The following is a 23,957-nucleotide window of genomic DNA, read 5'->3' as shown; positions in this document are numbered from 1 at the left end:
TTGCACCCCGGCCGAGTGCGGCATTGTGTCGGTGCCGTCGGGCATGGTGTTGCGCATCGGGTTGCCCGCACGCCTTGCTCCGGCGACCAGATCTGACTAATATTGAATCCGTCGAACGGGTGTTCGATGAATGTGCCTCCGCAAGCTGTTCGCCGCCACCCGACGACCGACGCGGTCCGGCGGTGGGCGAGGGAAGCGCCTGCCCTCGGACCGCGTTGACCCGAGGGAACGGCCGGTACAGCCCAACTGGCCGCCCGTGAGCACCGCGACAACGGAGGGAGGCCCATGATGACACGTCGAACGACCACACAGGTCGAGGTGGATCCGATCGTGGTCGGGCGCGCACGTGACCTGCTCGAACGTGCCGATCTCCTTCTCGAGAACGCCGACGGGATCACCGACGACGCCGAACGCTTCCGGCAGCTGTACCTCACCGCGCTGCGGGCCGCCGGCGCCGCACTGGCCATCGGTGAGCCGACCAGCGGCCGTTCGACGCGCGGGTTGTCGTCGAACGCGTGGAATCGTCTGGCGGTGATCATGCCGGATCTGGCCGAACAGGCCGAACGCTTCGCCGCATGGTCTGTTCTTCGAATGAACATCGAGGCCGGATTGGAGCGAGACGTCGATCCCGTCGTCGTCGCCGAGCTGCATCGCCTGGTGTTGACATTCCTGGACACGGTCGAGGGCGTGGTGATCGCCTACGAACAAGGCGGACATGGTGCGCAATCCGGATCGCTGGCACATCCTGCGTGATGCGCCACAACCCGTTGGGGGTCACGCATCGATGCCTCGCCACGTCATCGCATAGGCGCCGGTAACAGCCCCGAACACAAAAACGATCCAACGAGTGCGGTTATGGTGGTCGCCGCCGGAATCACCTCGTATCATGGTCGTAGGCCGCGAACACAGTCATCAGGCGAGTATCGCGGCGAACATCTCGTCGATGGCTCGTCGGTAACAGGTAAGGAGGGTCGGTGCCACTCTCGGAGCACGAGCAGCGCATGCTCGAAGAGATCGAAAGCGCTCTGTACGCGGAGGACCCGAAGTTCGCGTCCAGCGTTACCCGGCGCCGCCTCGGGCGGTCGACCGGTCGTCGCCGCATCCAGGCGGCCGTCGTTTTCGTCCTCGGTCTCGCGCTGTTGATCGTGGGACCCATCATCGGACTCGACGTGGGTGGTTTCCCCATCCTGAGTCTCGTCGGCTTCCTTGTCATGTTCGCCGCCGCGCTGCTTGCGCTCTGGGGCGGGCTACCCGGCAAGGGTGCGCCGCCATCGGCCGACCGCGGCTCGGGCGGGCGCGGCTCGAAGGCCGCAACGCCCAAACGCAAGTTCACCGAACGCATGGAAGACCGCTTCAACCGCCGGTTCGAGCAGGAGTGATCCCGCGACGAACCCACTGAGGTTCCGCGACTGACTCACCACAGCAGCCGCACACCCCTACGGGTGTGCGGCTGCTGTCGTATGCCCGCTTCCGGGGCTCGGCCACCGGATTCATCAAGTCCCTCCTGCCACGCCCCACCGCGTTCCCCACCACGCCCCACCGCGTTCCCCACCGCGCCCCACCGCGTTCCCCACCGCGCCCCACCCGATGCCCCACCACGCCCCACGAGGCCGAAGTAGCAACCTCACCAGCCCTATTCCTCACCACAGGCCACAACTGTCAGGCCTTGTCCTGTCGACGACACGACCGATCCGTGCCGTGTCGAACCCTGACTTCTGCTCTTGACCTGCGTGTTTATGGTCGGGTGGGGAATCGAGGCGGGTTTGGGGTGGAAAGTGGTGGAAAGTGGGGTACTGTGGGCGTCACTGGGTGAGGCGATCCGGAACGCCGGACCCGGTGGGCGGGAGGTGCCGACATGTCGACGAGATTTGTCGGTACCTACACGCCCAAGTTGGACGACAAGGGGCGACTCACGTTGCCCGCGAAGTTTCGCGACGCATTGGCAGGAGGGGTGATGGTCACACGCGGCCAGGACCACAGCCTGTCGGTGTATCGGGCCGAGGAGTTCGATGCGATCGCGGAGAAGACGATGGAGGCGTCGCGCAACGATCCCGAAGCGCGCGCATTCCAGCGGTACTTCTTCGCCAGCACCGACGAACAACGGCCCGACGGGCAGGGGCGGATCACCCTGTCGGCCGAGCATCGGCAGTACGCGGGACTGTCCAAGGAGTGTGTGGTGATCGGCAGTTTCGATCACCTGGAGATCTGGGACGCACAGGCATGGCGTGACTACCAGAGCCAGCATGAGGAGAACTTCTCGGCGGCGAACTCCGCGGCGTTGAGCGCGGTGCTCTAACTCCGCAACGTGGGTGCAGGACAGATGCACAGGGCTTCGGGTGGCACGAGGCCCCGACCCGGTCCGACCCTGGCGTACTTCCCCAACGCCAGGTGCGCGATCGGGTCGGGACCCCGCTCCACCACAAGCCGACGCAAGCAACACACGACAGCCACCCCTCATCGAGGCCGGCCCGCGCGACGGGAGCGGCCGCTCGGGGGTCGGCGCACTCGGAGGGGCAGGCCGGTGACACCGCAGGACGACGACAACAGTGCGGGTGCGCAGACCCCGCCGTCGCGTCGCTCGGGTGAACGCCGTTCCGGCGAACACGGGCACGTGCCCGTCATGGCTCGACGCATTATCGAATCGTTGCGCCCGGCTCTCTCGAATCCCACTGTCGCACAACCGGTGTTCGTCGATGCCACGCTCGGTGCCGGTGGTCACACCGAGTTGATCCTGCGGGAGTTCGGGTCGGTCCGGGTCATCGGGATCGACCGGGACGCGGCTGCACTGGACATCGCCGCTACCCGTCTGGCCGACTTCGGCAATCGAATCACCTTCCACCAGGCCAGATTCGACGAACTCCCAGCGGTTCTCGCCGAAGCCGGCGCCGACCGCATCGATGCTGCCCTCTTCGATCTCGGCGTGTCCTCGATGCAGCTCGACCAGGCGGATCGGGGATTCGCCTACGCCGTCGACGCACCACTGGACATGCGAATGAATCCCGAGGCCGGTCCTACTGCGGCCGATGTGCTCAACACCTATTCGCATGGTGACATCGCCCGCATACTCCGCGAATACGGTGATGAACGCTTCGCCGGCAAGATCGCGTCGGCGATCGTGCGTGAACGCGAGCGTGAGCCCTTCACCACCAGTGCGCGGCTCGTCGAACTGCTCTACGCGACGATCCCGGCGGCCACCCGGCGCACCGGTGGGCACCCGGCCAAGCGGACCTTTCAGGCGCTGCGGGTGGAGGTCAACGGCGAGCTCGAGGCGCTCCGGCAAGCGCTTCCGGGGGTCCTCGCGTCGCTGCGGGTGGGTGGCCGTGTGGCGATGATGAGTTACCAGTCGCTCGAGGACACAATCGTCAAGCGGGAGTTCGCATTACGGACGACCTCGACCTCGCCGCCCGGTCTACCGGTCGAATTGCCCGGCACGGCACCACGATTCCGACTCGTCACCCGGGGGGCCGAGCGCCCTGACCAACAAGAACTCGACACCAATCCGCGATCGGCACCGGTCCGGGTCCGCGTCATCGAACGAATCGCAGAGGAGGAGGTGAGATGACCCTTCTCGACGACATCGAACGCCAGGATCGACTGCGCGACAAGGATTCCGACACCACCGAACGCACCACCCGGCACACCCGCGGCGGAGTCGGACGGCCGACCCGATCGCGGGCGGCCCAGCGGGCGATCGATCGGCACAGCAAGCGGATCGCCGCGCAGGAGCGGGGATCGCAACGTGGTTCGGTCTCCAAACCCGTCGTCGTGGCGTCTCGTACCCGGCGGATCAGCCTGTCCGAACGGCTCTCCCGTATACCTTTCGTCATCCCGGTGCTGCTGGTGCTGGCCTTCGGCCTGGGTTTGAGCCTGTGGCTCTCCACCAAGGCTGCGCAGGACTCCTATCAGATCGGCATCGCCCGCCAACAGAATCAGGAGTTGCTCGATCGCACCGACGCACTCAAGCGCAGCTTCGAGTCGGGTAACTCGGCACCCGAATTGTCCGATGCGGCAGGGGCACTCGGGCTGGTGGTCGATCAGAACCCGGCACGCATGGTGGTCGGCGCGGACGGCAAGCCACACATCGTCGGCGACCCGGAGCCGGCCACCGGAAAGCGGATGCCCTCGATCAATCCCGATGATCAGCCCAATCCGGCTGCCACGATCGATCCGAAGAAGGTCGACGATTCGGTGGGTCTCGGTGGCGCCCAGAGCGCCGCACCGAACTCCACTGCACCGAACTCCACTGCACCGAACTCCACTGCACCGAACTCCACCACACCGAGTTCCGGCGCTCCGGCCGGCACCGCGACGCCGGGTGCAACGGCCCCGACGACCCCGGCACCTGCCGGTGCCGTCACGGCACCGCCGGCCCCGGTGGCGACCGCGCCTGCGCCCAATGTGCTGCCGCAGGCCGTGCCCGCGCCGGCGACGAGCAACCCGCCGAGCGGAAATTCGCCGGAGACGCGTTAGTACGGTGGACAATTGACGATCATGACGACACGTGCGACCAGACCGGCCGCCTCCGGCCATTCGGCCGCCGGCGGAGCAGGCCGATCGCCCGCCGGCGGAGCAGGCCGATCACCGCGGCCCCCCCGACAACCCCCGAAGCGGCCGCACACCTTTGTGGTTCGCAGTCGGATCGCGGGTGTGGTGGTACTGCTCGCGGTCATCGCCGTGGCCATCCGCATGGTGGTGGTCCACACCATCGAGGCACCGTCGCTGGCGCAACAGGCAGCTGCGCAGCGCGAATACACGCAGATCATGACCGCCAAGCGTGGGGCGATCCTCGACCGCAACGGACGACCGTTGGCCTACACCGACGAGGCACGGTCGTTGACCTTTCTGCCCAAAGCGGTGCGCAACTCGATCGCCAAGGCGCACAAGGACAATCCCAGCCTGCCTGACGTCGAGACGCGATTGCACCAGATCGCCGACGGTGTCTCGGGCGCGCTCGGCGGATCGATCAGCGCCGACGACCTCTACAAGAAGCTCACCAGCGACGAGACGTTCGTCTATCTCGCGCGCTCGATCAGCCCGGACGTCGCGTCGCGGATCACCACCGACTACCCCGAGGTCGGGGCCGATCCGCAGAGCGTGCGGATCTATCCCGGTGGATCGCTGGCCGCCAACATCGTCGGGGACGTCAATTACGACGGCAACGGACTGATCGGTCTCGAGGCCTCACTCGACTCGGTGCTGGCCGGCACCGACGGCTCCAAGACCTACGACCGCGGTTCCGACGGCGCGATCATCCCCGGATCGACACGCAACGTCCACCCGGCGATCAACGGCGCCAACGTGCAACTGACCATCGACTCCGACATCCAGTGGTACGTGCAGAGCGAGGTGATGAAGGCCAAGGCCGCATCCGGGGCACGGTCGGCGTCGGCGGTGGTGCTCGACGCGAAGACCGGTGAGGTGCTCGCGATGGCCAACGACGGCACGTTCAACGCATCCAAGCCGTTGTCGGATCAGCCCGACGCCAACCTCGGCAACCCCGCGGTGACCTCACCGTTCGAGCCGGGCTCGGTGAACAAGGTGATCACCGCCTCGGCGGCGATCCAGTACGGATTGACGACACCCGAACAGGTCCATCAGGTTCCCGGCAGCATCCACATGGCCGGGGTGACCGTCAACGACGCGTGGGTGCACGGTGTCGCCCCGTACACCACCACCGGGATCTTCAGTAAGTCCTCCAACGTCGGCACCCTCATGTTGGCCCAGCAGGTCGGCGAGCAACGGTTCGCCGACATGGTGAACCGCTTCGGGCTCGGCCGCATCACCGGCGTCGGTCTGCCCGCCGAGAGCGGCGGCGAGGTTCCCGCGCTGAGCCAGTGGTCCGGTGGTTCGTTCGCGAACCTGCCGATCGGACAGGGCCTGTCGATGACGCTGTTGCAAATGACCGGCATGTACCAGGCCATCGCGAATGACGGACTGCGCATCCCGCCGCGCATTCTCGAGTCCGAGACACGACAGGGGCAATCGCCGTCCGACGAACCACGACCACAGGGCGTGCAGGTCGTGAGCCCACAGACCGCGGTGACGGTGCGCAACATGTTCCGCGGGATCTTCCAGGACGATCCGACGGGCGAGCAGGAGGGTACCGGCGCCAAGGGCGCGGTACCGGGCTATCAGCTGTCCGGCAAGACAGGTACGGCACAGCAGGTCGATCCCGCGTGTGGGTGCTACTCGAACTCGAGCTACAACATCACCTTCGCGGGGATCGCCCCGGCCGATGACCCACGGTTCGTCGTCGGGATCATGCTCGACAATCCCAAGCGCAGTTCCGACGGTTCGGGTGGGCAGTCGGCCGCACCGCTGTTCAAGTCCATCGCATCGTGGATCCTGCAGCACGACCGCATCCCGCAATCGCCGCAGCCCACACCGCGTATGGTGCTGCAGGCTTCGTGAGCCCCGACGCCCGGCGCCGACCCTGCACGGGTGGCAGCCGGGCTGACGGTATCGTGGGTGCGTTCACGGGCGTATCAGACAACACCGGCCGGCAGTGGCATACGAGAGTCGGCACACGACAGCCGATACATGACCAGGGGTTCGTCCGGACCCGAGACGTGTTCGACGGGGTGAGAGGAGGGGATCGGCACGATGGCAGCAGCACGAAGCGGATCGTCTCGGCGGCGTCGGCCGACCGACCTGAGCCGCCCCACCCATCTCGATCCCACCGAGGTCGGCGTCCTCTCCCAGGCGACCGGCGCGCGGCTCGATCTGGTGGGCGAGGCGAGTGCGTCAACCGCCGTCACCGGGGTGTCACTGCGCGCTCAGGACGTCCGGCGGGGTGACCTGTTCGCGGCGCTACCGGGGGCCCGCACCCACGGTGCCCGATTCGCCGCCGACGCCGTCGAACGCGGCGCGACCGCCGTGCTCACCGATGCCGCGGGACGAGCCGAATTGGCGCGTGTCCTACCCACCGACGCCACCTGCGCGGTCCTCGTGCACCCCGAACCCCGGCGTGTCCTCGGCGGGGTCAGTGCCCGCATCTACGGCAATCCGTCACAGCGACTCAAGCTCATCGGCATCACCGGTACCTCCGGCAAGACCACGACGTCCTACATGGTCGAGGCGGCACTGCTGGCCGCCGGGCACTCGGTGGGATTGATCGGCACCGTCCAGACGCGGGTCAACGGCGTCGCGGTGCCGAGTTCGCTCACCACCCCCGAGGCCCCGACGCTGCAGGGGTTGCTCGCCGCCATGGTCGAACGCGGCGTCGACGCCGTGGTCATGGAGGTCTCGAGCCACGCGTTGGCGCTCGGACGCGTCGACGGTGCACATTTCGCGGTGGGCGCATTCACGAATCTGTCGCAGGATCACCTCGATTTCCATCCGACGATGCGCGCCTACTTCGAGTCCAAGGCACTCCTGTTCGCTGCCGGATCGTCGACCCGCGCGGTTCGCTCGGTGATCTGCGTCGACGACGAGTGGGGACGTCGGATGGCCGAAATAGCTTCTGCCGGTTCGTCATTCGCTCCGGTGACAGTGTCGACGACGGACGTCGCGGCGACCTGGCGTGCCGAGCAGGTGACCGTCGAGCCGGACGGGTCGCAGCACGTCACGCTCGCCGGCCCCGGGCGCAGCGGCGTCGAGATGGTGCTGCCCCTGCCCGGCCGGTTCAACGTGGCCAACGCCACCCTGGCCGTCGCGATCGCCGTTGCCTCCGGGGTGAGCGCCACCGAGGCCGCCACCGCAATGGCGCAGGTGTCGGTGCCCGGTCGACTCGAGCGGGTCGACCGCGGACAGCCGTTCCTGGCGATCGTCGACTACGCGCACAAGCCCGGCGCCCTCGACGCCGTGCTGTCGACGTTGCGCGCACAGAGCACGGGCCGGATCGGTGTGGTCGTCGGCGCAGGCGGAGATCGGGACCACGGTAAGCGCCCCATGATGGGCGCCGCGGCCGCCCGCGGGGCCGAGCTGGTCATCATCACCGACGACAACCCGCGCACCGAGGACCCCGCGGCGATCCGGGCGGCGATGCTCGCCGGGATCGGGGAGGTACCCGCCGAAGAACTGCCCGCCGGTGCCGATCACCGCGAGATCGGGGATCGGCGGGCGGCCATCACCGCCGCCGTCGAATGGGCGCAGCCCGGCGACGTGATCCTGGTCGCCGGCAAGGGACATGAGGCGGGTCAGGAGATCGACGGCGTGAAGCACCCCTTCGACGACCGCGTGGTGCTGGGCGAGGCCCTGGACCAGATCGCCGGTGGCGCCACCGAGCAGCCGGCGGGCCGAGAGGCACGCCGGTGAGCGCTGAGCTGACCGTGCTCGCCACCGCGATACCCGCGCGGATCGATGACGTCACATCGGGGTTGCGGACACTCGTCGAGTCGGCCGATCGGGCTCGGCGAGCGGGTGCGGGCGATACGGGCGACGGGCGAGGCCGGCGCACGTGGGCGATCATCGGCGAACTCCTCGTCGACGGCCCCGACCGCGACGACGAGAACCACCGGGCCGTCGAACACGACCGGGTGGGCCGACTCGCGGTGCGTCTCGCCGTGGACAAGGTGTTGTGCGTAGGGTCTGGCAGGGCCGTGCGCGCTCTGCATCAAGGCACCGTGATGGAGGGGTCCTGGGGTGACGAGGTGCGTCAGGTCCAGGGCTTCGAGGAGGTCGTCGACCTGTTCGTCGACGAGCCGCAGTGGCGACCGCAGCCGGGCGACACCGTCCTGTGGGCGGTGGGGGCCCCGGCCGGCGGGATCGCCGCATTCATCCAGGACGCGTGTCATCACCCGGTGACACTGCGGACGCTGCAGGCCGAGACGACAGCACAAGCCGAGAAGACAGATCAGTCGGGGCGGGCAGAGCGGCCGGACACCCCGAACGCAGGAGCGAACGAATGAAGGCGAGGACGTTCAGGTGACCCAGATCCTCATCGCGGGGGCCATCGCGGTGGCGGTGTCGATCATGCTCACCCCGTTGCTGATCCGGTTGTTCTCGCGGCAGGGCTTCGGTCAGGAGATCCGGGTCGAGGGCCCGCAGAGCCACCAGACCAAACGAGGCACCCCGTCCATGGGCGGCGTCGCGATCCTGATCGCCTTGTGGGCCGGTTATTTCGGTGCCCACCTGGCCGGGGTGTTCATGGACTCCGACGCCGGGCCGAGCGCATCGGGATTGCTCGTGCTCGGGCTCGCAACGGCATTGGGCGGTGTCGGATTCCTCGACGACTTCATCAAGATCCGTAAGCATCGCAACCTGGGACTCAACAAGACCGCCAAATCGATCGGGCAGTTCATCGCCGCGATCCTGTTCGGCATCCTGGTGCTGCAGTTCCGTAACAACGCAGGTCTCACCCCGGCCGGACCGTACCTGTCCTACGTCCGCGACATCGACGCGATCTCGATGGTGTCGGTGGCCTTCGTCGTCTTCGTCTGGCTGGTGGTCGCCGCGTGGTCGAACGCCGTCAATTTCACCGACGGCCTCGACGGCCTGGCCGCCGGCTCGATGGCGATGGTGCTCGGCTCCTACGTGCTGGTGGCCTTCTTCCAGTTCGTCAACGCCTGCTCGGGCGGGGCGAAACCGGCCAACGACATCCCCCAGGGTTGCTACAACGTGCGCGATCCGCTGGATCTGGCGCTGATCGCGGTCGCCGGTGGCGGAGCCTGCCTGGGGTTCCTCTGGTGGAATGCCGCACCGGCCAAGATCTTCATGGGCGACACCGGGTCACTGGCGCTCGGTGGCATGCTCGCCGGACTGTCCATCACCACCCGCACCGAGTTGCTCGCCGTCGTGATCGGTGCCCTGTTCGTCGCCGAGATCGTGTCGGTGGTCATCCAGATCGCGTTCTTCCGGACCACCGGACGACGGGTGTTCCGGATGGCGCCGTTCCACCACCACTTCGAGCTCGGTGGTTGGGCGGAGACGACGGTGATCATCCGGTTCTGGCTGTTGACGGCCATCGCCTGTGCGCTGGGGCTCTCGCTGTTCTACGGCGAATTCCTGGCCGTCAAGGGCTGAGACGATGAGTGCGACGCCCCACTCCGGGGCACCGCTGCCGGGCCGGTCGGTGCTCGTCGCCGGTGGCGGGTCGGCCGGGATGTCGGCGGCACGTCATCTGCTCGATCTGGGCGCGCAGGTCACCATCGCCGACGACCGCGTCACCACCGCGGGGGTGGGCGCCATCGCCGGGGCCTCGGCCATGGTCGACCGCGGGGCTCGGCTGATCGCCGTCGCCGACCTACTCGCCGATCCGACCTGGGCGGAACGCACCGACCTGGTCATCGTGTCGCCGGGCTTCGCTCCCGACCACCCGCTCCCCGTCGCCGCACGCGCCGCAGGCCTCCCCATCTGGGGTGAGGTCGAACTCGCCTGGCAACTCGACGCAGCCGGCATCTTCGGACCCCCGCGTACCTGGCTGGTCGTCACCGGCACCAACGGGAAGACGACGACGACCTCGATGCTCGCCGACATCGTCGCCGCGTCCGGGCGTGCCTGCGCAGCGTGCGGCAACATCGGGCTCCCGGTGCTCGACGCCATGGCCGAGAGTCCCCGCGTCGACGTGCTCTGCGCAGAACTCTCGTCATTCCAGCTGTATTGGGCACCGTCGATCGCGCCGAGTGCCGGTGTCGTGCTGAACGTCGCCGACGATCACCTCGACTGGCACGGGTCCTTCGACGCCTATGCGCAGGCCAAGCAGATCGCCCTGCACGGAGTCGTCGGGGTCGTCGGGCTCGACGATCCCATCGCCGCAGCGTTGCCGGTCGTGGGCCGGCGGGTCGGGTTCACGCTGTCGGCGCCCGCCGACGGTGAACTCGGGGTTCGCGACGGGGAACTGGTCGACCGCGCGTTCGGCGAAGCAGGCGGGGTGGCAGGGGTCGGAATGGCAGCGGGCACCGCACTCGCCGACGCCGCGGTTATCCGGCCACCTGGTCCGTCCGGTCTCGCCGACGCCCTGGCCGCAGCGGCGTTGGCCCGGTCGATCGGTATCGCCCCCGACCCGATCCGATCGGCCCTGGCCGCGTTCCGACCGGCCGCACACCGTGGTGAGGTCGTTGCAGAGCGGGACGGGATCGCCTTCGTCGACGACTCCAAGGCGACCAATCCGCATGCCGCGCAGGCGGCGATCGCCGCCCATCGCCGGGTGGTCCTGATCGCCGGTGGCCTGCTCAAGGGCGCGTCGCTGGCGAGCATGCTCGACGCCGTCGCCGATCGCCTCGCCGGCGTCGTCGCGATCGGGCGCGATCGCGAGCTGGTTGTCGCAGCGATCGCGCGACACGCCCCAGAAGTCCCAACCGTCTCAGTGTTCACAGGGGACGATGGCTGCGTGACCGTACAGCGAGAGCTCTCCTTCCCGTCGGGCGTCGACTTGCCCGCAGCTCCGGGTGCCTCCGGCGCCCCGGGTACCTCCGATGTGTCATCGGCGTCGGCGTCGGCATCCGCAGCGGCACCGGCAGCGGCACCCGGCGAGGCCGCGGTGGCGGTGATGGATCGCGCCGTCCACGTCGCATGGTCCCTCGCCGCCGCCCACCGGGGCGAGGATCGTCCCGACGCGATCCTGCTGGCGCCCGCGGCCGCGTCACTGGACATGTTCGCCGGCTACGGTCGCCGCGGGGATGCCTTCGCCGACGCCGCACGGTCGCTCGCCGGCGAGGGCGGGGCGGTCGACGCGCAGGCGCAGCGGCGATGAGCGCCGCGTCGACGGACGGGTCGTCCGACGATGTCGACGCACCCACCGACGACCCGGATGTGCACTCGCACACCGACGCCGACGGTACTGCGAACGACCGGGCCGCGACCGACGGTGCCGAGGACGACGCCGCCGAGACGAGGGAGACCAAGCCCTCGGCACGACGCTCCCGGTCCCGAGCGGATGCGCGAGCGTCCGACACGCGAACGCAGGCCGGTCCGGTCGAGATGGTCGGTACGGCGTTGTCGACGATCGCGGAGGGTACGCGCAGCCTGCTCGGCCGCCCGCTCGCGTCGTATCACCTGATCCTGACGCTGGCGTTCTTGTTGACGGCGTTCGGGCTGGTGATGGTGCTCTCGGCGTCGTCGGTGGAGGGCTATTCCCAGGATGGATCGGCCTACGGTCTGTTCGCGACGCAGGTCGTGTTCGCGCTGCTGGGCGTGGTGGTCTTCTACCTGACGTTGCGACTGCCGGTGCGGTTGTTGCGCCGGATGGCCGCGCCCCTGATGGTGATCACGACGGTGCTGCTGGCGCTGGTGCTGATCCCCGGGGTGGGCACACTCAGCCAGGGTGCCCGACGCTGGTTCGTCATCTCGGGGCTGTCGGTGCAGCCGTCGGAGCTGGTGAAGGTCGCGCTCTGTGTGTGGGGTGCGCATCTGTTGGCGTCGCGGCGTCGGGACAACGCACCACTGAAGGAACTGCTGATCCCGTTGTTGCCGGTCGGTCTGCTGATCTGTCTGCTGATCATCCTCGAGCCGAACCTGTCGACCACGATCACCATCGCGATCATCATCGGCACCCTGTTGTGGTTCGCGGGTCTGCCGATCAAGGTGTTCTCCGCGTTCGCGCTGACGGGTGCGGGCATCGCGATCGTGCTGGCTCTGGTCGAGGGCTATCGCTCGCAGCGCGTGATGAGCTTCCTCGGCGGTATCGACGATCCGCAGGGCGCCGGATACCAGGCACGTCAGGCGACCTACGCCCTGGCCAACGGCGGTGTGTTCGGGGTGGGGCTCGGGCAGAGTCGTGCCAAATGGAACTATCTGCCCAACGCGCACAACGACTTCATCTTCGCGATCATCGGTGAGGAACTCGGGCTGATCGGGGGCCTGCTGGTGGTGGCGCTGTTCGTGATCTTCACCTTCGTCGGTCTGCGCATCGCCCACCGGTCGACCGATCCGTTCCTGCGGTTGATGACGGCGACGATCACCGTGTTGATCACCACACAGGCGCTGATCAACATCGGATACGTGATCGGCCTGCTGCCGGTGACCGGCATTCAGTTGCCGTTGTTGTCGGCGGGCGGCACGTCGACGCTGACGGTGTTGGCGATGCTCGGGTTGTTGGCCAACGCGGCCCGCCATGAACCGGAAGCGGTGGTGGCGTTGTCGACGAGTAGGCCCGGACGGCTGGGCCGGATCCTGCGCCTGCCGACTCCGGTGGCCTACAAGCCTTCTCGCGCCGAGGTACTGCGTGATCGACTCGATGGCAGGCGTTCGGGGTCGGGCACGACGCCCGCGCCGGCGCGTCGCGGACGGCCGGGCCCGGGGCGTGGTCCGGCTCCGACGCCGGAGGCCAAGCGACCGATGTGGCGCCGGGTGCTGCCGGGTGGTCGCAGGTCGGGCGCCGCCGGTCAGACGGCGGTGCGCCCGGCGGGGGCGACGCGGGGCGCCGGCAGGTATCGTGCAGGCGCCGGGAGCGAAGCGAGCGGGCCTCGTTATTGGGGCGCCGGGAGCGAAGCGAGCGGGCCTCGTTATTGGGGCGCCGGGAGCGAAGCGAGCGGGCCTGGTTTTCGGGGCGCCGGGAGCGAAGCGAGCGGGCGGTACTCGGCCGGTCATTCGTGGCGGCCCCGGTCGGGATATTCGGGTACGCAGTCGCGGTCGCAGCCGCGCGGATATCCCAGTGGTACGGCGCGTCGCCGCTGAGGCGGACGTGCGTGTTTGGACGTGACGGTGTGACCCGCCGACTGGCGGCGGAATGGAGTTGACGACCCGCGATGGAATCACAGGAGCACGGTGCTGCCCGGGCCGAGGGATCGGATTCTCGCCCGCTCTCGGTGGTGGTGGCCGGTGGCGGTACCGCCGGGCACATCGAGCCTGCGTTGGCGGTCGCCGACGCGGTGCGGCGTCTGGATCCCCAGGCCAGGATCACCGCGTTGGGGACGAGTCGTGGGCTGGAGACGTCGCTGGTTCCCGAGCGTGGATACGAGTTGTCGTTGATCCCGCCGGTGCCGTTGCCGCGTAAGCCGGGTGTGGAGTTGGCGAAGACCCCGCTGCGATTGGCCCGGTCGGTGGCAGCCGCACGCAAGGCGCTGGCGGCGGTGGATGCCGACGTCGTCGTCGGTTTCGGCGGTTATGTGTCGATTCCCGCCTATCTCGCGGCGCAGGCGCATCTGCGGGGCAAGCGGCGGTTGCCGGTGGTGATCCATGAGGCGAATGCCAGTGCGGGTATTGCCAACAAGGTGGGTGCACGGTTCGCCGACGTGGTGCTTGCGGCGGTGGACGGTTCGGGGCTCGCCGACGCCCGGGTGGTAGGTATCCCGGTGCGCGGGCAGATCGCCGAGTTGGATCGGATGGCGTTGCGCGCCAAGGCTCGTCATTACTTCGGGCTCGACGAGGACGCTCCGACGCTACTGGTGTTCGGCGGCTCGCAGGGTGCCGCGCAGCTCAATGCGGCGGTGGCCGGTGCGGCCGAGGCGTTGGGTCGCGCGGGTATCGGTGTCCTGCATGCGTACGGACCGAAGAACTCGATCGATCCGGTCTCGCCCGAGGGGGCACCACCGTATCGGGGTGTCGGATATCTCAAGCGGATGGATCTCGCATATGCCGCGGCCGACCTGGTCGTGTGCCGGTCGGGTGCGATGACGGTGGCCGAGGTGTCGGCGACCGGGCTCCCGGCGATCTATGTGCCGTTGCCGCATGGCAATGGTGAGCAGCGGCTCAACGCGTTGCCGGTCGTGCGTGCGGGCGGTGGGCTGCTCGTCGACAACGACGATCTCACCAGCGACTGGGTGGCGCGGGAGGTGCCAGCCCTGTTGTCGGATCCGGAACGGCTGGCGGCGATGTCGGCGGCCGCGTCGGGTACCGGACATCGCGACGCGGCGACCGAGGTGGCGCGGGCGGCGCTGGACCTGGCTGCGCGTTTTCGCGCCGGTGAGCATCGTAAGCCGCTGTCGGCCGCGTTTCGTTCGCCGCTTTCGGCCCCCGAGCAGTGAACAATTGGGGAGTCGGCACGCCTGGTGCCGACGTGAGTTCTCGTGCGGGATCCGGCGATGGAGGTGAACCCATGACCGGCGACGTGTCGGGGTCGGCGGTCGGGGAGCTCCCCGACCACCTGCGCCGCGTCCACATGGTCGGTATCGGTGGCGCGGGCATGTCGGGTTTGGCGCGCATCCTGCTCGCGCGGGGCTCCCAGGTGTCGGGGTCGGACGCCAAGAGCAGTCGCGGCATCCTGGCGTTGCGCACACGTGGCGCCCTGATTCAGGTGGGGCACGATCCCTCGGCGCTGGACCAGATCCCCGGCGGTCCGTCGGTGGTGGTGACGACGCACGCGGCGATCCCCAAGACCAATCCGGAACTCGTTGCCGCGCGGTCGCGCCGGATCCCGATCCTGTTGCGTCCGCATGTGCTGGCGGAGTTGATGGTCGGGTACCGCTCGGTGCTGATCGCGGGCACGCACGGCAAGACCTCGACCACCTCGATGACCGTGGTGGCGCTGCAGCACTGTGGCCTCGATCCGTCGTTCGCGATCGGCGGTGAGCTCAACGAGTCGGGCACCAACGCCCATCACGGCAGCGGGTCGGTGTTCGTGGCCGAGGCCGATGAGAGTGACGGCTCGCTGCTCGAGTACGTCCCGGACATCGTGGTGGTCACCAACATCGAGGTCGATCATCTCGACTTCTTCGGCACCGTGGAGCGCTATGTTGCGGTGTTCGACGAGTTCGTTGCGCGGATCAAGCCGGGTGGATCGTTGGTGGTGTGTCTCGACGATCCGGGCGCTTGCGCACTTGCGCGGCGCCACGCGGCGTCTCTGACGCAGCGTGGCGTGTCGGTGCTGGGTTATGGCGCGCCGGAGGTGGAGGTTCCCGACGGCGTGCGGGTGGTGGCGACGATGACGTCGTGGACGCCGACGGCGGCCGGCAGCGAGATCGGTGTGCGCTTCGGCGCGCCGGTCGTCGATCCCGGCGCGGCGGTGGACAGTTCCGCGGACCGCTCGGTGGCGTTGACGATCCCGGGAATCCACATGGCGCGCAACGCGATTGCCGCGATCGTCGCTGCCACCCGTGCGGGCGGTGATCTCTCGGCGGTGATCGCGGGGATCGAGGCGTTCGCCGGTGTGCGGCGGCGGTTCGAATTCAAGGGTCGCGTGAGCATCGACGACGGTGGTGTCGAGGGCGGTGGTGTCGACGACGACAGCGCCGGGCACGGTTCGGCCGCTGGGGGAGTGGTCGAGGTCTTCGATGATTACGCCCATCATCCGACCGAGGTGACCGCGGTGCTGACGGCCGCGCGTGCCATGGTCGACGGCGACGACTCCGGTCGCCGACGCCGCGTCGTCGCGGTATTCCAACCCCACTTGTATTCGCGCACAGAGGAATTCGCTGACGAGTTTGCTGCTGCGCTCGACCTTGCCGATGCGGTGGTGGTCGCCGACGTGTACGGGGCGCGCGAGCAGCCGGTACCCGGTGTCAGTGGCCGGATGATCGTCGAGCGGATGACGCGAGCGGCACACTTCGAGCCCGATTTGTCCGCACTGGCAACCACGGTGGCCGGGCTGGTGCGGCCGGGGGACGTGGTGCTGACCCTCGGTGCGGGCGATATCACCATGCAGGGCCCGGAAATCCTTGCCGCACTCGCGCATCGCGCGTCCGGTGGGGATCGTGGTGCCGGCGCCGGGGGAACGGGCGGCGGTGAGCGCTGATGCGTGTGCTGCCGCAACGGCGTCGTCCGCGGATCGTTCTCGGCGTCGTCCTGACCGTCGTGGTGGTCGTGGGTCTGGTGCTCATCGCCTACCTGACGCCGCTGATGTCGGTGCGCAACACCGAGATCAGTGACAACCGGACCGTTCCGGGGGCGCAGATCCTCGATGCCGCCGCGGTGGCCCCCGGTACGCCGCTGCTGCAGGTCGACACCGAGGCGGTGGCCCGGCGGATCGCGGCCATCCCGTCGATCTCCTCGGCGCGGGTGCAGCGCAGTTATCCCTCGACCCTGCAGATCACCGTCATCGAACGGGTGCCGGTCGCGGTGGTCCCCGACGGCGACAAGGTGCACGTGCTCGACCGGTCCGGAGTGGGCTATCTGACGTACCCGAACTCCTCGATTCCGCCGGAGATCAAGAAACTCCCGGTGTTGCAGACCGCGACCCCCGGCCCGGCCGATCCGACGACGCGCGCTGCGCTCGGGGTGACCGCAGACCTGCCGCCGCAGTTGTCGGCGCTGGTGCTGCGGGTGATCGCGAATTCGCCGGTGGACATCGAATTCGCGTTGACCGGCAACCGCAAGGTCATCTGGGGTGACGACACCCGCAACGACGAGAAGGCGCGCACTCTCGGCTACCTCCTGAGCCAGAAGGCGACCGAGTACAACGTCTCGGCGCCGAATTTCCCCGCCTTTCGCTGAGGATTCGCTGTCGACGCCGTGCGAATCGGTGTCGGAGGACACGAGTTTGGCGACACGCCGGGCCACCTGCTGGCCCACCGGGGTGGTGATGCCTAGCGTCAATCCCAACATCACTACTTGACATAACTCTGAATCTATGGTTGAGGTTTAGGGTTTCGCGATCGACAAGAGGAAGGCGAGCGTCATGACGCCACCGCACAACTACCTGGCCGTGATCAAGGTCGTCGGCATCGGCGGCGGCGGCGTCAACGCCGTGAACCGCATGATCGAGCAGGGGCTCAAGGGGGTGGAGTTCATCGCCATCAACACCGATGCCCAAGCGCTGTTGATGAGCGACGCCGACGTCAAACTCGACGTGGGACGCGACTCGACCCGTGGGCTCGGCGCCGGTGCCGATCCAGAGGTCGGCCGGCGTGCGGCCGAGGACGCCCGCGACGAGATCGAGGAGCTCCTCAAGGGCGCCGACATGGTCTTCGTGACCGCGGGAGAGGGCGGCGGCACCGGCACCGGTGGTGCACCGGTGGTGGCCCAGATCGCCCGCAAGCTCGGTGCGCTGACCGTCGGCGTGGTGACCCGACCGTTCGCATTCGAGGGCAAGCGCCGCGGCGGCCAGGCTGAAGCCGGGATCACCGCGCTGCGCGAGTCGTGCGACACGCTGATCGTCATCCCCAACGACCGTCTGCTGCAGCTCGGCGACGCCCAGGTGAGCCTGATGGACGCCTTCCGCAGCGCCGACGAGGTGCTCCTCAACGGCGTGCAGGGCATCACCGACCTGATCACCACCCCGGGCCTGATCAACGTCGACTTCGCCGACGTCAAGGGCGTCATGAGCGATGCCGGCAGCGCCCTGATGGGGATCGGCTCCTCGCGCGGCGAGGACCGTGCGAAGAAGGCCGCCGAGTCGGCGATCAACTCGCCGTTGCTCGAGGCGTCGATGGAAGGTGCGCGTGGTGTGCTCATCTCGATCGCCGGTGGCAGTGACCTCGGTCTGTTCGAGATCCACAACGCCGCGACCCAGGTCCAGGAGGCCGCCCACGAGGACGCGAACATCATCTTCGGCACGGTGATCGACGACAACCTCGGCGACGAGGTGCGGGTGACCGTGATCGCCGCCGGTTTCGACGGTGGCTCACCGCGCAAGCGTGCCGACGCCCCCGCCGCCGGAGCGGGCAAGGTCGGGGCCGCGCAGGCCGGCGACGTGTCCCGGCCGGCGAAGAACGACCCCCTGTTCGGCGAGATGCCGTCGGGGCAGGGCGATCCCTTCGCCTCGTCGTCGACACCGGAGCGGCCGCGTCGCAACAACGTGACCCTCGACGACGACGACGTCGATGTGCCCTCCTTCATGAAGCGATAGTCATGGGTGGGACCGGCGGACCGGCGACGGCAGCCCGGGTGCGTCGGGTGGTCACCACCCGCGCCGGCGGCAGCTCGCAGGCGCCCTACGACAGTTTCAATCTCGGCGATCACGTCGGTGACGACCCCGCAGCGGTCGCCGCCAATCGTTCGCGGCTGGCCCGCCAGATCGGGGTGGACGAATCCCGGGTGGTGTGGATGGAGCAGATCCACAGCCGCAACGTGACCGTGGTCGACGAGTCGACGTTCACCGCACCCGACGTCGAGAAGGTGGGCCCGTCGATCCGCGTGCCGGCCACCGACGCACTGGTCACCGCCCTGCCCGGGGTGGCGCTCGCGGTGCTCTCGGCCGATTGCGTGCCGGTGTTGCTCAGCGACGACGAGGCCGGTGTCATCGCCGGTGTCCACGCCGGTCGCGTCGGTGCCCGCATCGGCATCGTGCCGGCCACCCTGCGCGCGATGATCCGGCTCGGCGCGCGTCCCGAGCGCATCGGGGCCTTTCTCGGCCCGGCAGCCGGCGGTGAGCGCTACGAGGTGCCCGACGCGATGCAGCGCGACGTCGAGGAGCACCTGCCCGGCAGCGCCTGCCGGACCGCGAAGGGCACCGCTGGTCTGGATCTGCGGGCCGGTATCCGGCGGCAGTTGCTGGCCGCCGGGGTGAACTCGGTGGCCGTCGACCCGCGGTGCACCATCTCCGACACCGATCTGTTCAGTCACCGTCGCGGCGCACCGACGGGTCGGCTGGCCTCGGTCATCTGGATCGACCGGTGAGCGATCCGCGCACCGAGGAGCTCGCGCAGCGCCTGGCCACCGTGCGCGGGGAACTCGACGCGGCCGTCGCCCGCGCCGGTCGAGCGCCGGGTGACGTCGAGCTGCTGGTGGTGACCAAGTTCTTTCCGGCCGCCGATGTTGCGCGGCTGATCGAGCTGGGAGAGCGCGAGTTCGGCGAGTCCCGCGAACCCGAGGCCAGTCGCAAGATCGCCGAACTCGGTGAGCTCGTCGACAGCAGCGGAGCCGTCTTCGACATGATCGGCAGCGTGCAGACCAAGAAGGCGAAAACCGTTGCGCGCTGGGCGCGTTCGGTGCATTCGGTCGATCGCGACAAGCTCGTCGACCAGTTGGCGACGGCGGCGCAGGCGGCGTTGCACGAGCAGCTGCGCACCGAACCGCTCGGGGTGTTCTGTCAGGTCAGTCTCGACGGTGATCCGACGCGGGGTGGCGTCATCGAGGCGGAGCTGCCCGAACTCGCACAGCGCGTGGTCGCCGCGCCGTCGCTGCGGCTGGCGGGCTTGATGGTCATCGCGCCGACGCACGGTGAGGTGCGGGAGTGGATGGCGACGACCGCGCGCATCCGCGAGGGATTCCTGCGGGAGCATCCGGATGCGACAGCGCTGTCGGCCGGCATGAGTGGCGACATGGCGATCGCCGTCGAATACGGCTCGACATGTGTGCGTGTCGGTACCGCGATCATGGGATCCCGGCCGATACTCTCTCAGTAATCACACAAGTCACACGAGAACCATCGAGAACAGCTCACACACCGGCAACAGCTGCAACACCCGCTCGTGAGCGTCGGATGACCAGAGAGGCCCAGCACATGACCACGATGCAGAAGTTCAAGGCATATTTCGGCATGGTGCCTCCGAGCGAGTACGAGGACGACTACCTCGACGAGCCCGGCCCCGGCCCGGTCCGGGCCGCCGCGCGAGAGCGCGCCTACCGCGACGACTACTACGGCGACTCGTCCTACCGGGAGGAGGCACTCGCCGACTCCGCCTACGGCGATTACCGCGACGCCGGCTACCGGGATCGTGAGGCCGGCTTGGCCGGACGCGATCGTGAGGTCTACGCCGAGGAGCGGCGGTACGCGGTGGGCGGTTACGAGGGATACGAGCCCGGCTATGCCGGCGCGGAGTACGCCTATGCGGGCGGTGGCGTCCGAGCGGCCACCGAAGTGTCGCCCGAGCGGGTGCGTGCCACCCGGCTCGAGCCGTTGCAGCGCTCGAGCGGTGCGACGTTGCGTGCGACCGGCGCCGGGCGGCCGGGCGGGGCCGAGCGGGGTGACCTCGAGCGCGTCTTCGCCGACGGCCCGCTGCACAAGATCACCACCCTGCGTCCGTCCGATTACGGTGAGGCACGCACCATCGGTGAGCGCTTCCGTGATGGCAATCCGGTGATCATGGACCTGGTCAACATGACCAACGACGACGCCAAGCGACTCGTCGACTTCGCCGCCGGACTGGCGTTCGCATTGCGTGGCTCCTTCGACAAGGTGGCCACCAAGGTGTTCTTGCTCTCACCCGCCGACATCGACGTCTCGCCCGAGGACCGGCGCAAGATCGCCGAGACCGGGTTCTACAACCAGTCCTGACCGGTACGAATTGCCCGATATCGCGTCGCGATGCGATATTTCCGGCAATTCCCCCGAATCACCGTCCTCGCGCCCGCGGCGACGTGCCGGAACCCCGGTGCGGCCGCGGGCGCCTCACGTCAGGCACTCTTGAGAAGTGGCGATTGTGTTCGAAGTCATCTGGTACATCCTGTTCGTCTACTGGCTGCTGTTGCTGGCCCGGCTCGTCGTGGAGCTGGTGCGCACCTTCGCGCGGGAATGGCGACCGACGGGGATCGTCGTGGCGATCATCGAGATCACCTTCACGGTGACCGACCCACCGATCAAACTGTTCCGGCGGATCATCCCGCCGATTCCGCTCGGCCCGGTCCGCCTCGACCTGTCGCTGATGATCGTGCTGATCCTGGTGGTGATCGCGATGCAGGTGGTCGGGTCGTTCCGGATGGGGGCCGCGGCGTCGGCGCTCGGAATGTGACTCGTGATCTGACCTGGCACCGACTTCGGTCGAACGAGAAAGTCGGTCGCCGAACTGCCTGGGGACTTGGCCGGAGAGCGTATTGCTGATGTCATGGTTGAGCGACTGTTTGATTGCAGGACGACATCGATGTCCTACTACGAACGGTTCAGATGTGACAGGATAAGACGCCAGTTACAGATTTTGACTGGTATGAATGGTCAGTGACAGTCTGTAATGGGACACGTGACAGCGTGGAACTGCTCGGCTGACGCAGAACTGCTCGACTGACGCAGTACTACTGACACAAGGCTCGACCAAGACAAGCTCGAACGACATTGAGGGGAACCGACATGCGGCTGACACCAGCTGATGTGCACAACGTCGCGTTCAGCAAACCGCCTATCGGTAAACGCGGCTACAACGAAGACGAGGTGGACCAGTTCCTCGACTTTGTCGAAGCAGAACTCGCGCGTCTGATCGACGAGAACTCGGATCTGAAACAACGCGTCGAAGAACTCGAAGGCGAGCTCACCGAAGCGCGATCGGGTGCCGCTGCGGCACCTGCGCCGTCGGAGGACCACACCCAGGTCTTCGCGGTGTCCAGTCCCGAACCCCAGGCCGCGCCTGCTCCCGCTCCGGCGGCGGCACCGGCCGACGGCGACGCCCACGTCCGTGCGGCCAAGGTCCTCGCGCTTGCGCAGGAGACCGCCGACCGTTTGACCAGCACGTCGCGGCAGGAGGCCGACTCGTTGCTGGCCGACGCGCGGCAGCGGTCGGACTCGATGGTCGCCGAGGCGCAGAGCAAGTCCGAAGCCATGCTCGCCGATGCACGGCAGCGGTCGGAGGCCATCCTGGCCGACGCGCAGACCCGCTCGGAGGCGCAGCTGCGTCAGGCGCAGGAACGTGCCGACGCCCTGCAGAGTGATGCCGAGCGCAAGCACGCCGAGATCATGGGCACCATCAACCAGCAGCGTGGTGTGCTCGAGGGCCGGATCGAACAGCTCAAGATCTATGAGCGTGAGTACCGTACGCGCCTCAAGACCTACCTGGAATCCCAGCTCGAGGAACTCCAACAGCGCGGTAGTGCGGCACCGGTCGAGAGCGGACGCCCGGCCGATCAGTCGTTCTCCACCGATCCCGGCAACGGTGGATTCAGCAGCTACTCGCAGAGCTGAACGGGACGACACTAGGTCGATGACGTGCTGACCCTGGCGCTGGCTGCCACGCTTGTCGGATTCGTCCTACTTGTCGTCGGCCTCATCACCGGCACCCTGTGGCTTGCGATCGCCTGCATCGTCGTCTGCCTCGTCGGGCTGATCTTTCTCGTCGCCGACATCGTCTGGAGTGGTCGGCGCGGTAAGCCCGATGATGAAGAGGCCGGTGGTGGCTTCGGGTTCGGCGCCGCGCAGCACGTCGACGAAGATGGCGACGACGCCGACGATTCTCGGCACACGCCTCGGCGCCCCGAGGACGGGCGACCCGAGGACAGTGGTCCGCAGTCGGAGTCCGCGCCGCACGAGGACTCCGATCAGCAGTCGACCGAGGATCGCCGTCGGGCGCTCTGGGAAGGCGTGATCTCGTCTCCCGACGCGCCCGAGACCGCGAGGGGTCCGCGCGGGGGTGACCAGCGTCCGCCCGAGTCCGTGCCGACCCAAGCTGCTCCGCCCCCCACTCGCCCCGGCGCACCTGCAGCCGACCGGCCCACCGCGCCCTCGACCGCCGAGCGGGGATATGCCGACTATCTGCGGTCGGTCGGGGCCGCCGACGCGCGACCGCGACCTCCGGTATCCAACCCCTCGGTAGTCAATCCTGCTGTGTCGAACCCCGCTGGCCCGAACCCAACTGGTCCGAACCCTGCTGGCCCGAATACGGGTTCCGATCCACGCGGCCGACAACGGCCGCCCGGCCCGCCCCAGACCGGCCGGTTCCGGCCCGGTCCGGCGCCGACTCCGCAGGGCTCTCGGGGGACGCACTCCGATCCCGGGTCCACGACGCAGTCGGGGGAATCGGAGCCCGGAGAGCGGCCGGAGAAGATCGATCCGCTGCATCCGGACTGGCGCCCGCCCCAGCAGTGATACCCCCGCAGTGACACCCCGGTAGCGACACCCGAGCAGTGACGGCCGGCTCGCCCGGCGTTGCTGCCACGCAGGGACCGTCCGCCCAGGTGACCGGCTGCCGTGGTGACAGAAATCGATTTGGCCCGACCCGGTCCGGCACGGCTACACTGGTGTGCGCGTCGATCCGGCCATCACCGGGGAGCACCCGGAAGAACCGAACGTCCCCGTCGGGTCGTTCTCAGTAGAACCGGGCGGGTGGGCCCGTCACAGCCCGCGTCCCGTGACATCAGCACCACACATGCGCGGGACTCGAGAGGCATCGACCGTCGTCGATGCAAGCGGGGTGGTACCGCGCAACCGGAAACGGTTTGCGTCCCCGTGCCGAGAAGCATCGAGATGGCACGAGGAGACCAGCCGTGACCGACGTGGGTCAATCCCCGCACACCCCCCAGTCCGCCGAGACCGGTGCGTCGTCGCCTACCGACGACGGGAG

General features: G+C 68.3%; 21 protein-coding genes. 20 read left to right on the top strand and 1 reads right to left on the bottom strand.

Annotation, left to right across the window (positions count from 1 at the left end; translation table 11 throughout):
- Nucleotides 1-285 precede the first annotated feature (285 nt).
- The 20 genes from GOPIP_RS14810 to wag31 all read left to right on the top strand — a co-directional run bounded on the left by GOPIP_RS14810 (nucleotide 286) and on the right by wag31 (nucleotide 22,582).
- Nucleotides 286-753 carry an SAV_6107 family HEPN domain-containing protein gene (locus GOPIP_RS14810; protein WP_006370514.1) on the top strand — a complete coding sequence of 156 codons (468 nt, stop codon included), beginning with the start codon at nucleotides 286-288 and terminating at the stop codon, nucleotides 751-753.
- A gap of 221 nt (nucleotides 754-974) precedes the next feature.
- Nucleotides 975-1,379 carry an SCO2097 family morphological protein gene (locus GOPIP_RS14805; protein WP_006370513.1) on the top strand — a complete coding sequence of 135 codons (405 nt, stop codon included), beginning with the start codon at nucleotides 975-977 and terminating at the stop codon, nucleotides 1,377-1,379.
- 476 nt (nucleotides 1,380-1,855) lie between these two features.
- Complete coding sequence (mraZ, locus tag GOPIP_RS14800; RefSeq protein WP_006370512.1) at nucleotides 1,856-2,296, top strand: division/cell wall cluster transcriptional repressor MraZ; 441 nt, start codon at nucleotides 1,856-1,858, stop codon at nucleotides 2,294-2,296.
- Nucleotides 2,297-2,620: 324 nt separating this feature from the next.
- Complete coding sequence (gene rsmH / locus GOPIP_RS14795) at nucleotides 2,621-3,562, top strand: 16S rRNA (cytosine(1402)-N(4))-methyltransferase RsmH (protein ID WP_170320209.1); 942 nt, start codon at nucleotides 2,621-2,623, stop codon at nucleotides 3,560-3,562.
- On the top strand, nucleotides 3,559-4,470 hold the full coding sequence (gene ftsL / locus GOPIP_RS14790; protein WP_006370510.1) for a cell division protein FtsL: 912 nt from the start codon (nucleotides 3,559-3,561) through the stop codon (nucleotides 4,468-4,470). The genes rsmH and ftsL overlap by 4 nt, the downstream gene beginning before the upstream one ends.
- Before the next feature lie 21 nt (nucleotides 4,471-4,491).
- On the top strand, nucleotides 4,492-6,411 hold the full coding sequence (locus tag GOPIP_RS14785) for a peptidoglycan D,D-transpeptidase FtsI family protein (protein ID WP_158512637.1): 1,920 nt from the start codon (nucleotides 4,492-4,494) through the stop codon (nucleotides 6,409-6,411).
- A 192-nt stretch (nucleotides 6,412-6,603) separates the two neighbouring features.
- Complete coding sequence (locus tag GOPIP_RS14780; RefSeq protein WP_006370508.1) at nucleotides 6,604-8,256, top strand: UDP-N-acetylmuramoyl-L-alanyl-D-glutamate--2,6-diaminopimelate ligase; 1,653 nt, start codon at nucleotides 6,604-6,606, stop codon at nucleotides 8,254-8,256.
- Nucleotides 8,253-8,849 (top strand): hypothetical protein, encoded by a 597-nt coding sequence (locus GOPIP_RS14775; RefSeq protein WP_006370507.1) that lies wholly within the window; start codon nucleotides 8,253-8,255, stop codon nucleotides 8,847-8,849. Before GOPIP_RS14780 ends, GOPIP_RS14775 begins: the two co-directional genes overlap by 4 nt.
- Nucleotides 8,850-8,865: 16 nt before the next feature.
- Entirely contained in the window at nucleotides 8,866-9,963 is a 1,098-nt protein-coding gene (gene mraY / locus GOPIP_RS14770; protein WP_006370506.1) for a phospho-N-acetylmuramoyl-pentapeptide-transferase, read from the top strand.
- A gap of 4 nt (nucleotides 9,964-9,967) precedes the next feature.
- Nucleotides 9,968-11,632 carry a UDP-N-acetylmuramoyl-L-alanine--D-glutamate ligase gene (gene murD, locus GOPIP_RS14765; protein WP_006370505.1) on the top strand — a complete coding sequence of 555 codons (1,665 nt, stop codon included), beginning with the start codon at nucleotides 9,968-9,970 and terminating at the stop codon, nucleotides 11,630-11,632.
- Nucleotides 11,629-13,554 (top strand): putative lipid II flippase FtsW, encoded by a 1,926-nt coding sequence (gene ftsW / locus GOPIP_RS14760; RefSeq protein ID WP_006370504.1) that lies wholly within the window; start codon nucleotides 11,629-11,631, stop codon nucleotides 13,552-13,554. The genes murD and ftsW overlap by 4 nt, the downstream gene beginning before the upstream one ends.
- A gap of 71 nt (nucleotides 13,555-13,625) precedes the next feature.
- The gene (gene murG, locus GOPIP_RS14755; protein WP_006370503.1) at nucleotides 13,626-14,843 is read left to right on the top strand and encodes an undecaprenyldiphospho-muramoylpentapeptide beta-N-acetylglucosaminyltransferase; all 1,218 of its coding nucleotides are present in this window, start codon (nucleotides 13,626-13,628) and stop codon (nucleotides 14,841-14,843) included.
- A 71-nt stretch (nucleotides 14,844-14,914) separates the two neighbouring features.
- Nucleotides 14,915-16,549 carry a UDP-N-acetylmuramate--L-alanine ligase gene (gene murC / locus GOPIP_RS14750; RefSeq protein WP_006370502.1) on the top strand — a complete coding sequence of 545 codons (1,635 nt, stop codon included), beginning with the start codon at nucleotides 14,915-14,917 and terminating at the stop codon, nucleotides 16,547-16,549.
- On the top strand, nucleotides 16,549-17,247 hold the full coding sequence (locus GOPIP_RS14745) for a cell division protein FtsQ/DivIB (RefSeq protein WP_006370501.1): 699 nt from the start codon (nucleotides 16,549-16,551) through the stop codon (nucleotides 17,245-17,247). The genes murC and GOPIP_RS14745 overlap by 1 nt, the downstream gene beginning before the upstream one ends.
- A 184-nt stretch (nucleotides 17,248-17,431) precedes the next feature.
- Nucleotides 17,432-18,601, top strand: coding sequence for a cell division protein FtsZ (gene ftsZ, locus GOPIP_RS14740; protein ID WP_006370500.1), 1,170 nt, complete (start codon nucleotides 17,432-17,434; stop codon nucleotides 18,599-18,601).
- 2 nt (nucleotides 18,602-18,603) lie between these two features.
- A complete protein-coding gene (pgeF, locus tag GOPIP_RS14735) occupies nucleotides 18,604-19,371 on the top strand; it encodes a peptidoglycan editing factor PgeF (RefSeq protein ID WP_006370499.1) in 768 nt (255 codons plus the stop codon).
- Entirely contained in the window at nucleotides 19,368-20,099 is a 732-nt protein-coding gene (locus GOPIP_RS14730) for a YggS family pyridoxal phosphate-dependent enzyme (RefSeq protein ID WP_006370498.1), read from the top strand. Before pgeF ends, GOPIP_RS14730 begins: the two co-directional genes overlap by 4 nt.
- A 98-nt stretch (nucleotides 20,100-20,197) precedes the next feature.
- Nucleotides 20,198-20,971: a cell division protein SepF gene (locus tag GOPIP_RS14725; RefSeq protein WP_006370497.1), complete on the top strand. Its 774-nt coding sequence runs from the start codon at nucleotides 20,198-20,200 to the stop codon at nucleotides 20,969-20,971.
- A 136-nt stretch (nucleotides 20,972-21,107) separates the two neighbouring features.
- A complete protein-coding gene (locus tag GOPIP_RS14720; RefSeq protein ID WP_014360347.1) occupies nucleotides 21,108-21,425 on the top strand; it encodes a YggT family protein in 318 nt (105 codons plus the stop codon).
- A 332-nt stretch (nucleotides 21,426-21,757) separates the two neighbouring features.
- On the top strand, nucleotides 21,758-22,582 hold the full coding sequence (wag31, locus tag GOPIP_RS14715; protein WP_006370495.1) for a DivIVA-like cell division protein Wag31: 825 nt from the start codon (nucleotides 21,758-21,760) through the stop codon (nucleotides 22,580-22,582).
- Nucleotides 22,583-22,648: 66 nt separating this feature from the next.
- Here wag31 and GOPIP_RS14710 read toward each other — a convergent pair whose 3' ends face one another.
- Nucleotides 22,649-22,924: a hypothetical protein gene (locus tag GOPIP_RS14710; protein ID WP_020170923.1), complete on the bottom strand. Its 276-nt coding sequence runs from the start codon at nucleotides 22,922-22,924 to the stop codon at nucleotides 22,649-22,651.
- Between the last annotated feature and the right edge of the window lie 1,033 nt (nucleotides 22,925-23,957).

Source organism: Gordonia polyisoprenivorans NBRC 16320 = JCM 10675 (assembly GCF_000241325.1).
Lineage (GTDB): Bacteria > Actinomycetota > Actinomycetes > Mycobacteriales > Mycobacteriaceae > Gordonia > Gordonia polyisoprenivorans.
Note: the sequence above shows the minus strand (reverse complement) of the source record. Positions and strands in the feature narration are given on the sequence as shown.

Excerpts from the sequence above, each read along its gene's own strand:
- wag31 (WP_006370495.1), top strand. The coding sequence starts at position 21,758 with ATGCGGCTGACACCAGCTGATGTGCACAACGTCGCGTTCAGCAAACCG.
- GOPIP_RS14810 (WP_006370514.1), top strand. The coding sequence starts at position 286 with ATGATGACACGTCGAACGACCACACAGGTCGAGGTGGATCCGATCGTG.
- murG (WP_006370503.1), top strand. The coding sequence starts at position 13,626 with ATGGAATCACAGGAGCACGGTGCTGCCCGGGCCGAGGGATCGGATTCT.
- mraZ (WP_006370512.1), top strand. The coding sequence starts at position 1,856 with ATGTCGACGAGATTTGTCGGTACCTACACGCCCAAGTTGGACGACAAG.
- GOPIP_RS14785 (WP_158512637.1), top strand. The coding sequence starts at position 4,492 with ATGACGACACGTGCGACCAGACCGGCCGCCTCCGGCCATTCGGCCGCC.
- GOPIP_RS14745 (WP_006370501.1), top strand. The coding sequence starts at position 16,549 with ATGCGTGTGCTGCCGCAACGGCGTCGTCCGCGGATCGTTCTCGGCGTC.
- rsmH (WP_170320209.1), top strand. The coding sequence starts at position 2,621 with ATGGCTCGACGCATTATCGAATCGTTGCGCCCGGCTCTCTCGAATCCC.
- murD (WP_006370505.1), top strand. The coding sequence starts at position 9,968 with ATGAGTGCGACGCCCCACTCCGGGGCACCGCTGCCGGGCCGGTCGGTG.
- GOPIP_RS14725 (WP_006370497.1), top strand. The coding sequence starts at position 20,198 with ATGACCACGATGCAGAAGTTCAAGGCATATTTCGGCATGGTGCCTCCG.
- ftsL (WP_006370510.1), top strand. The coding sequence starts at position 3,559 with ATGACCCTTCTCGACGACATCGAACGCCAGGATCGACTGCGCGACAAG.
- pgeF (WP_006370499.1), top strand. The coding sequence starts at position 18,604 with ATGGGTGGGACCGGCGGACCGGCGACGGCAGCCCGGGTGCGTCGGGTG.
- ftsW (WP_006370504.1), top strand. The coding sequence starts at position 11,629 with ATGAGCGCCGCGTCGACGGACGGGTCGTCCGACGATGTCGACGCACCC.
- ftsZ (WP_006370500.1), top strand. The coding sequence starts at position 17,432 with ATGACGCCACCGCACAACTACCTGGCCGTGATCAAGGTCGTCGGCATC.
- GOPIP_RS14780 (WP_006370508.1), top strand. The coding sequence starts at position 6,604 with ATGGCAGCAGCACGAAGCGGATCGTCTCGGCGGCGTCGGCCGACCGAC.
- murC (WP_006370502.1), top strand. The coding sequence starts at position 14,915 with ATGACCGGCGACGTGTCGGGGTCGGCGGTCGGGGAGCTCCCCGACCAC.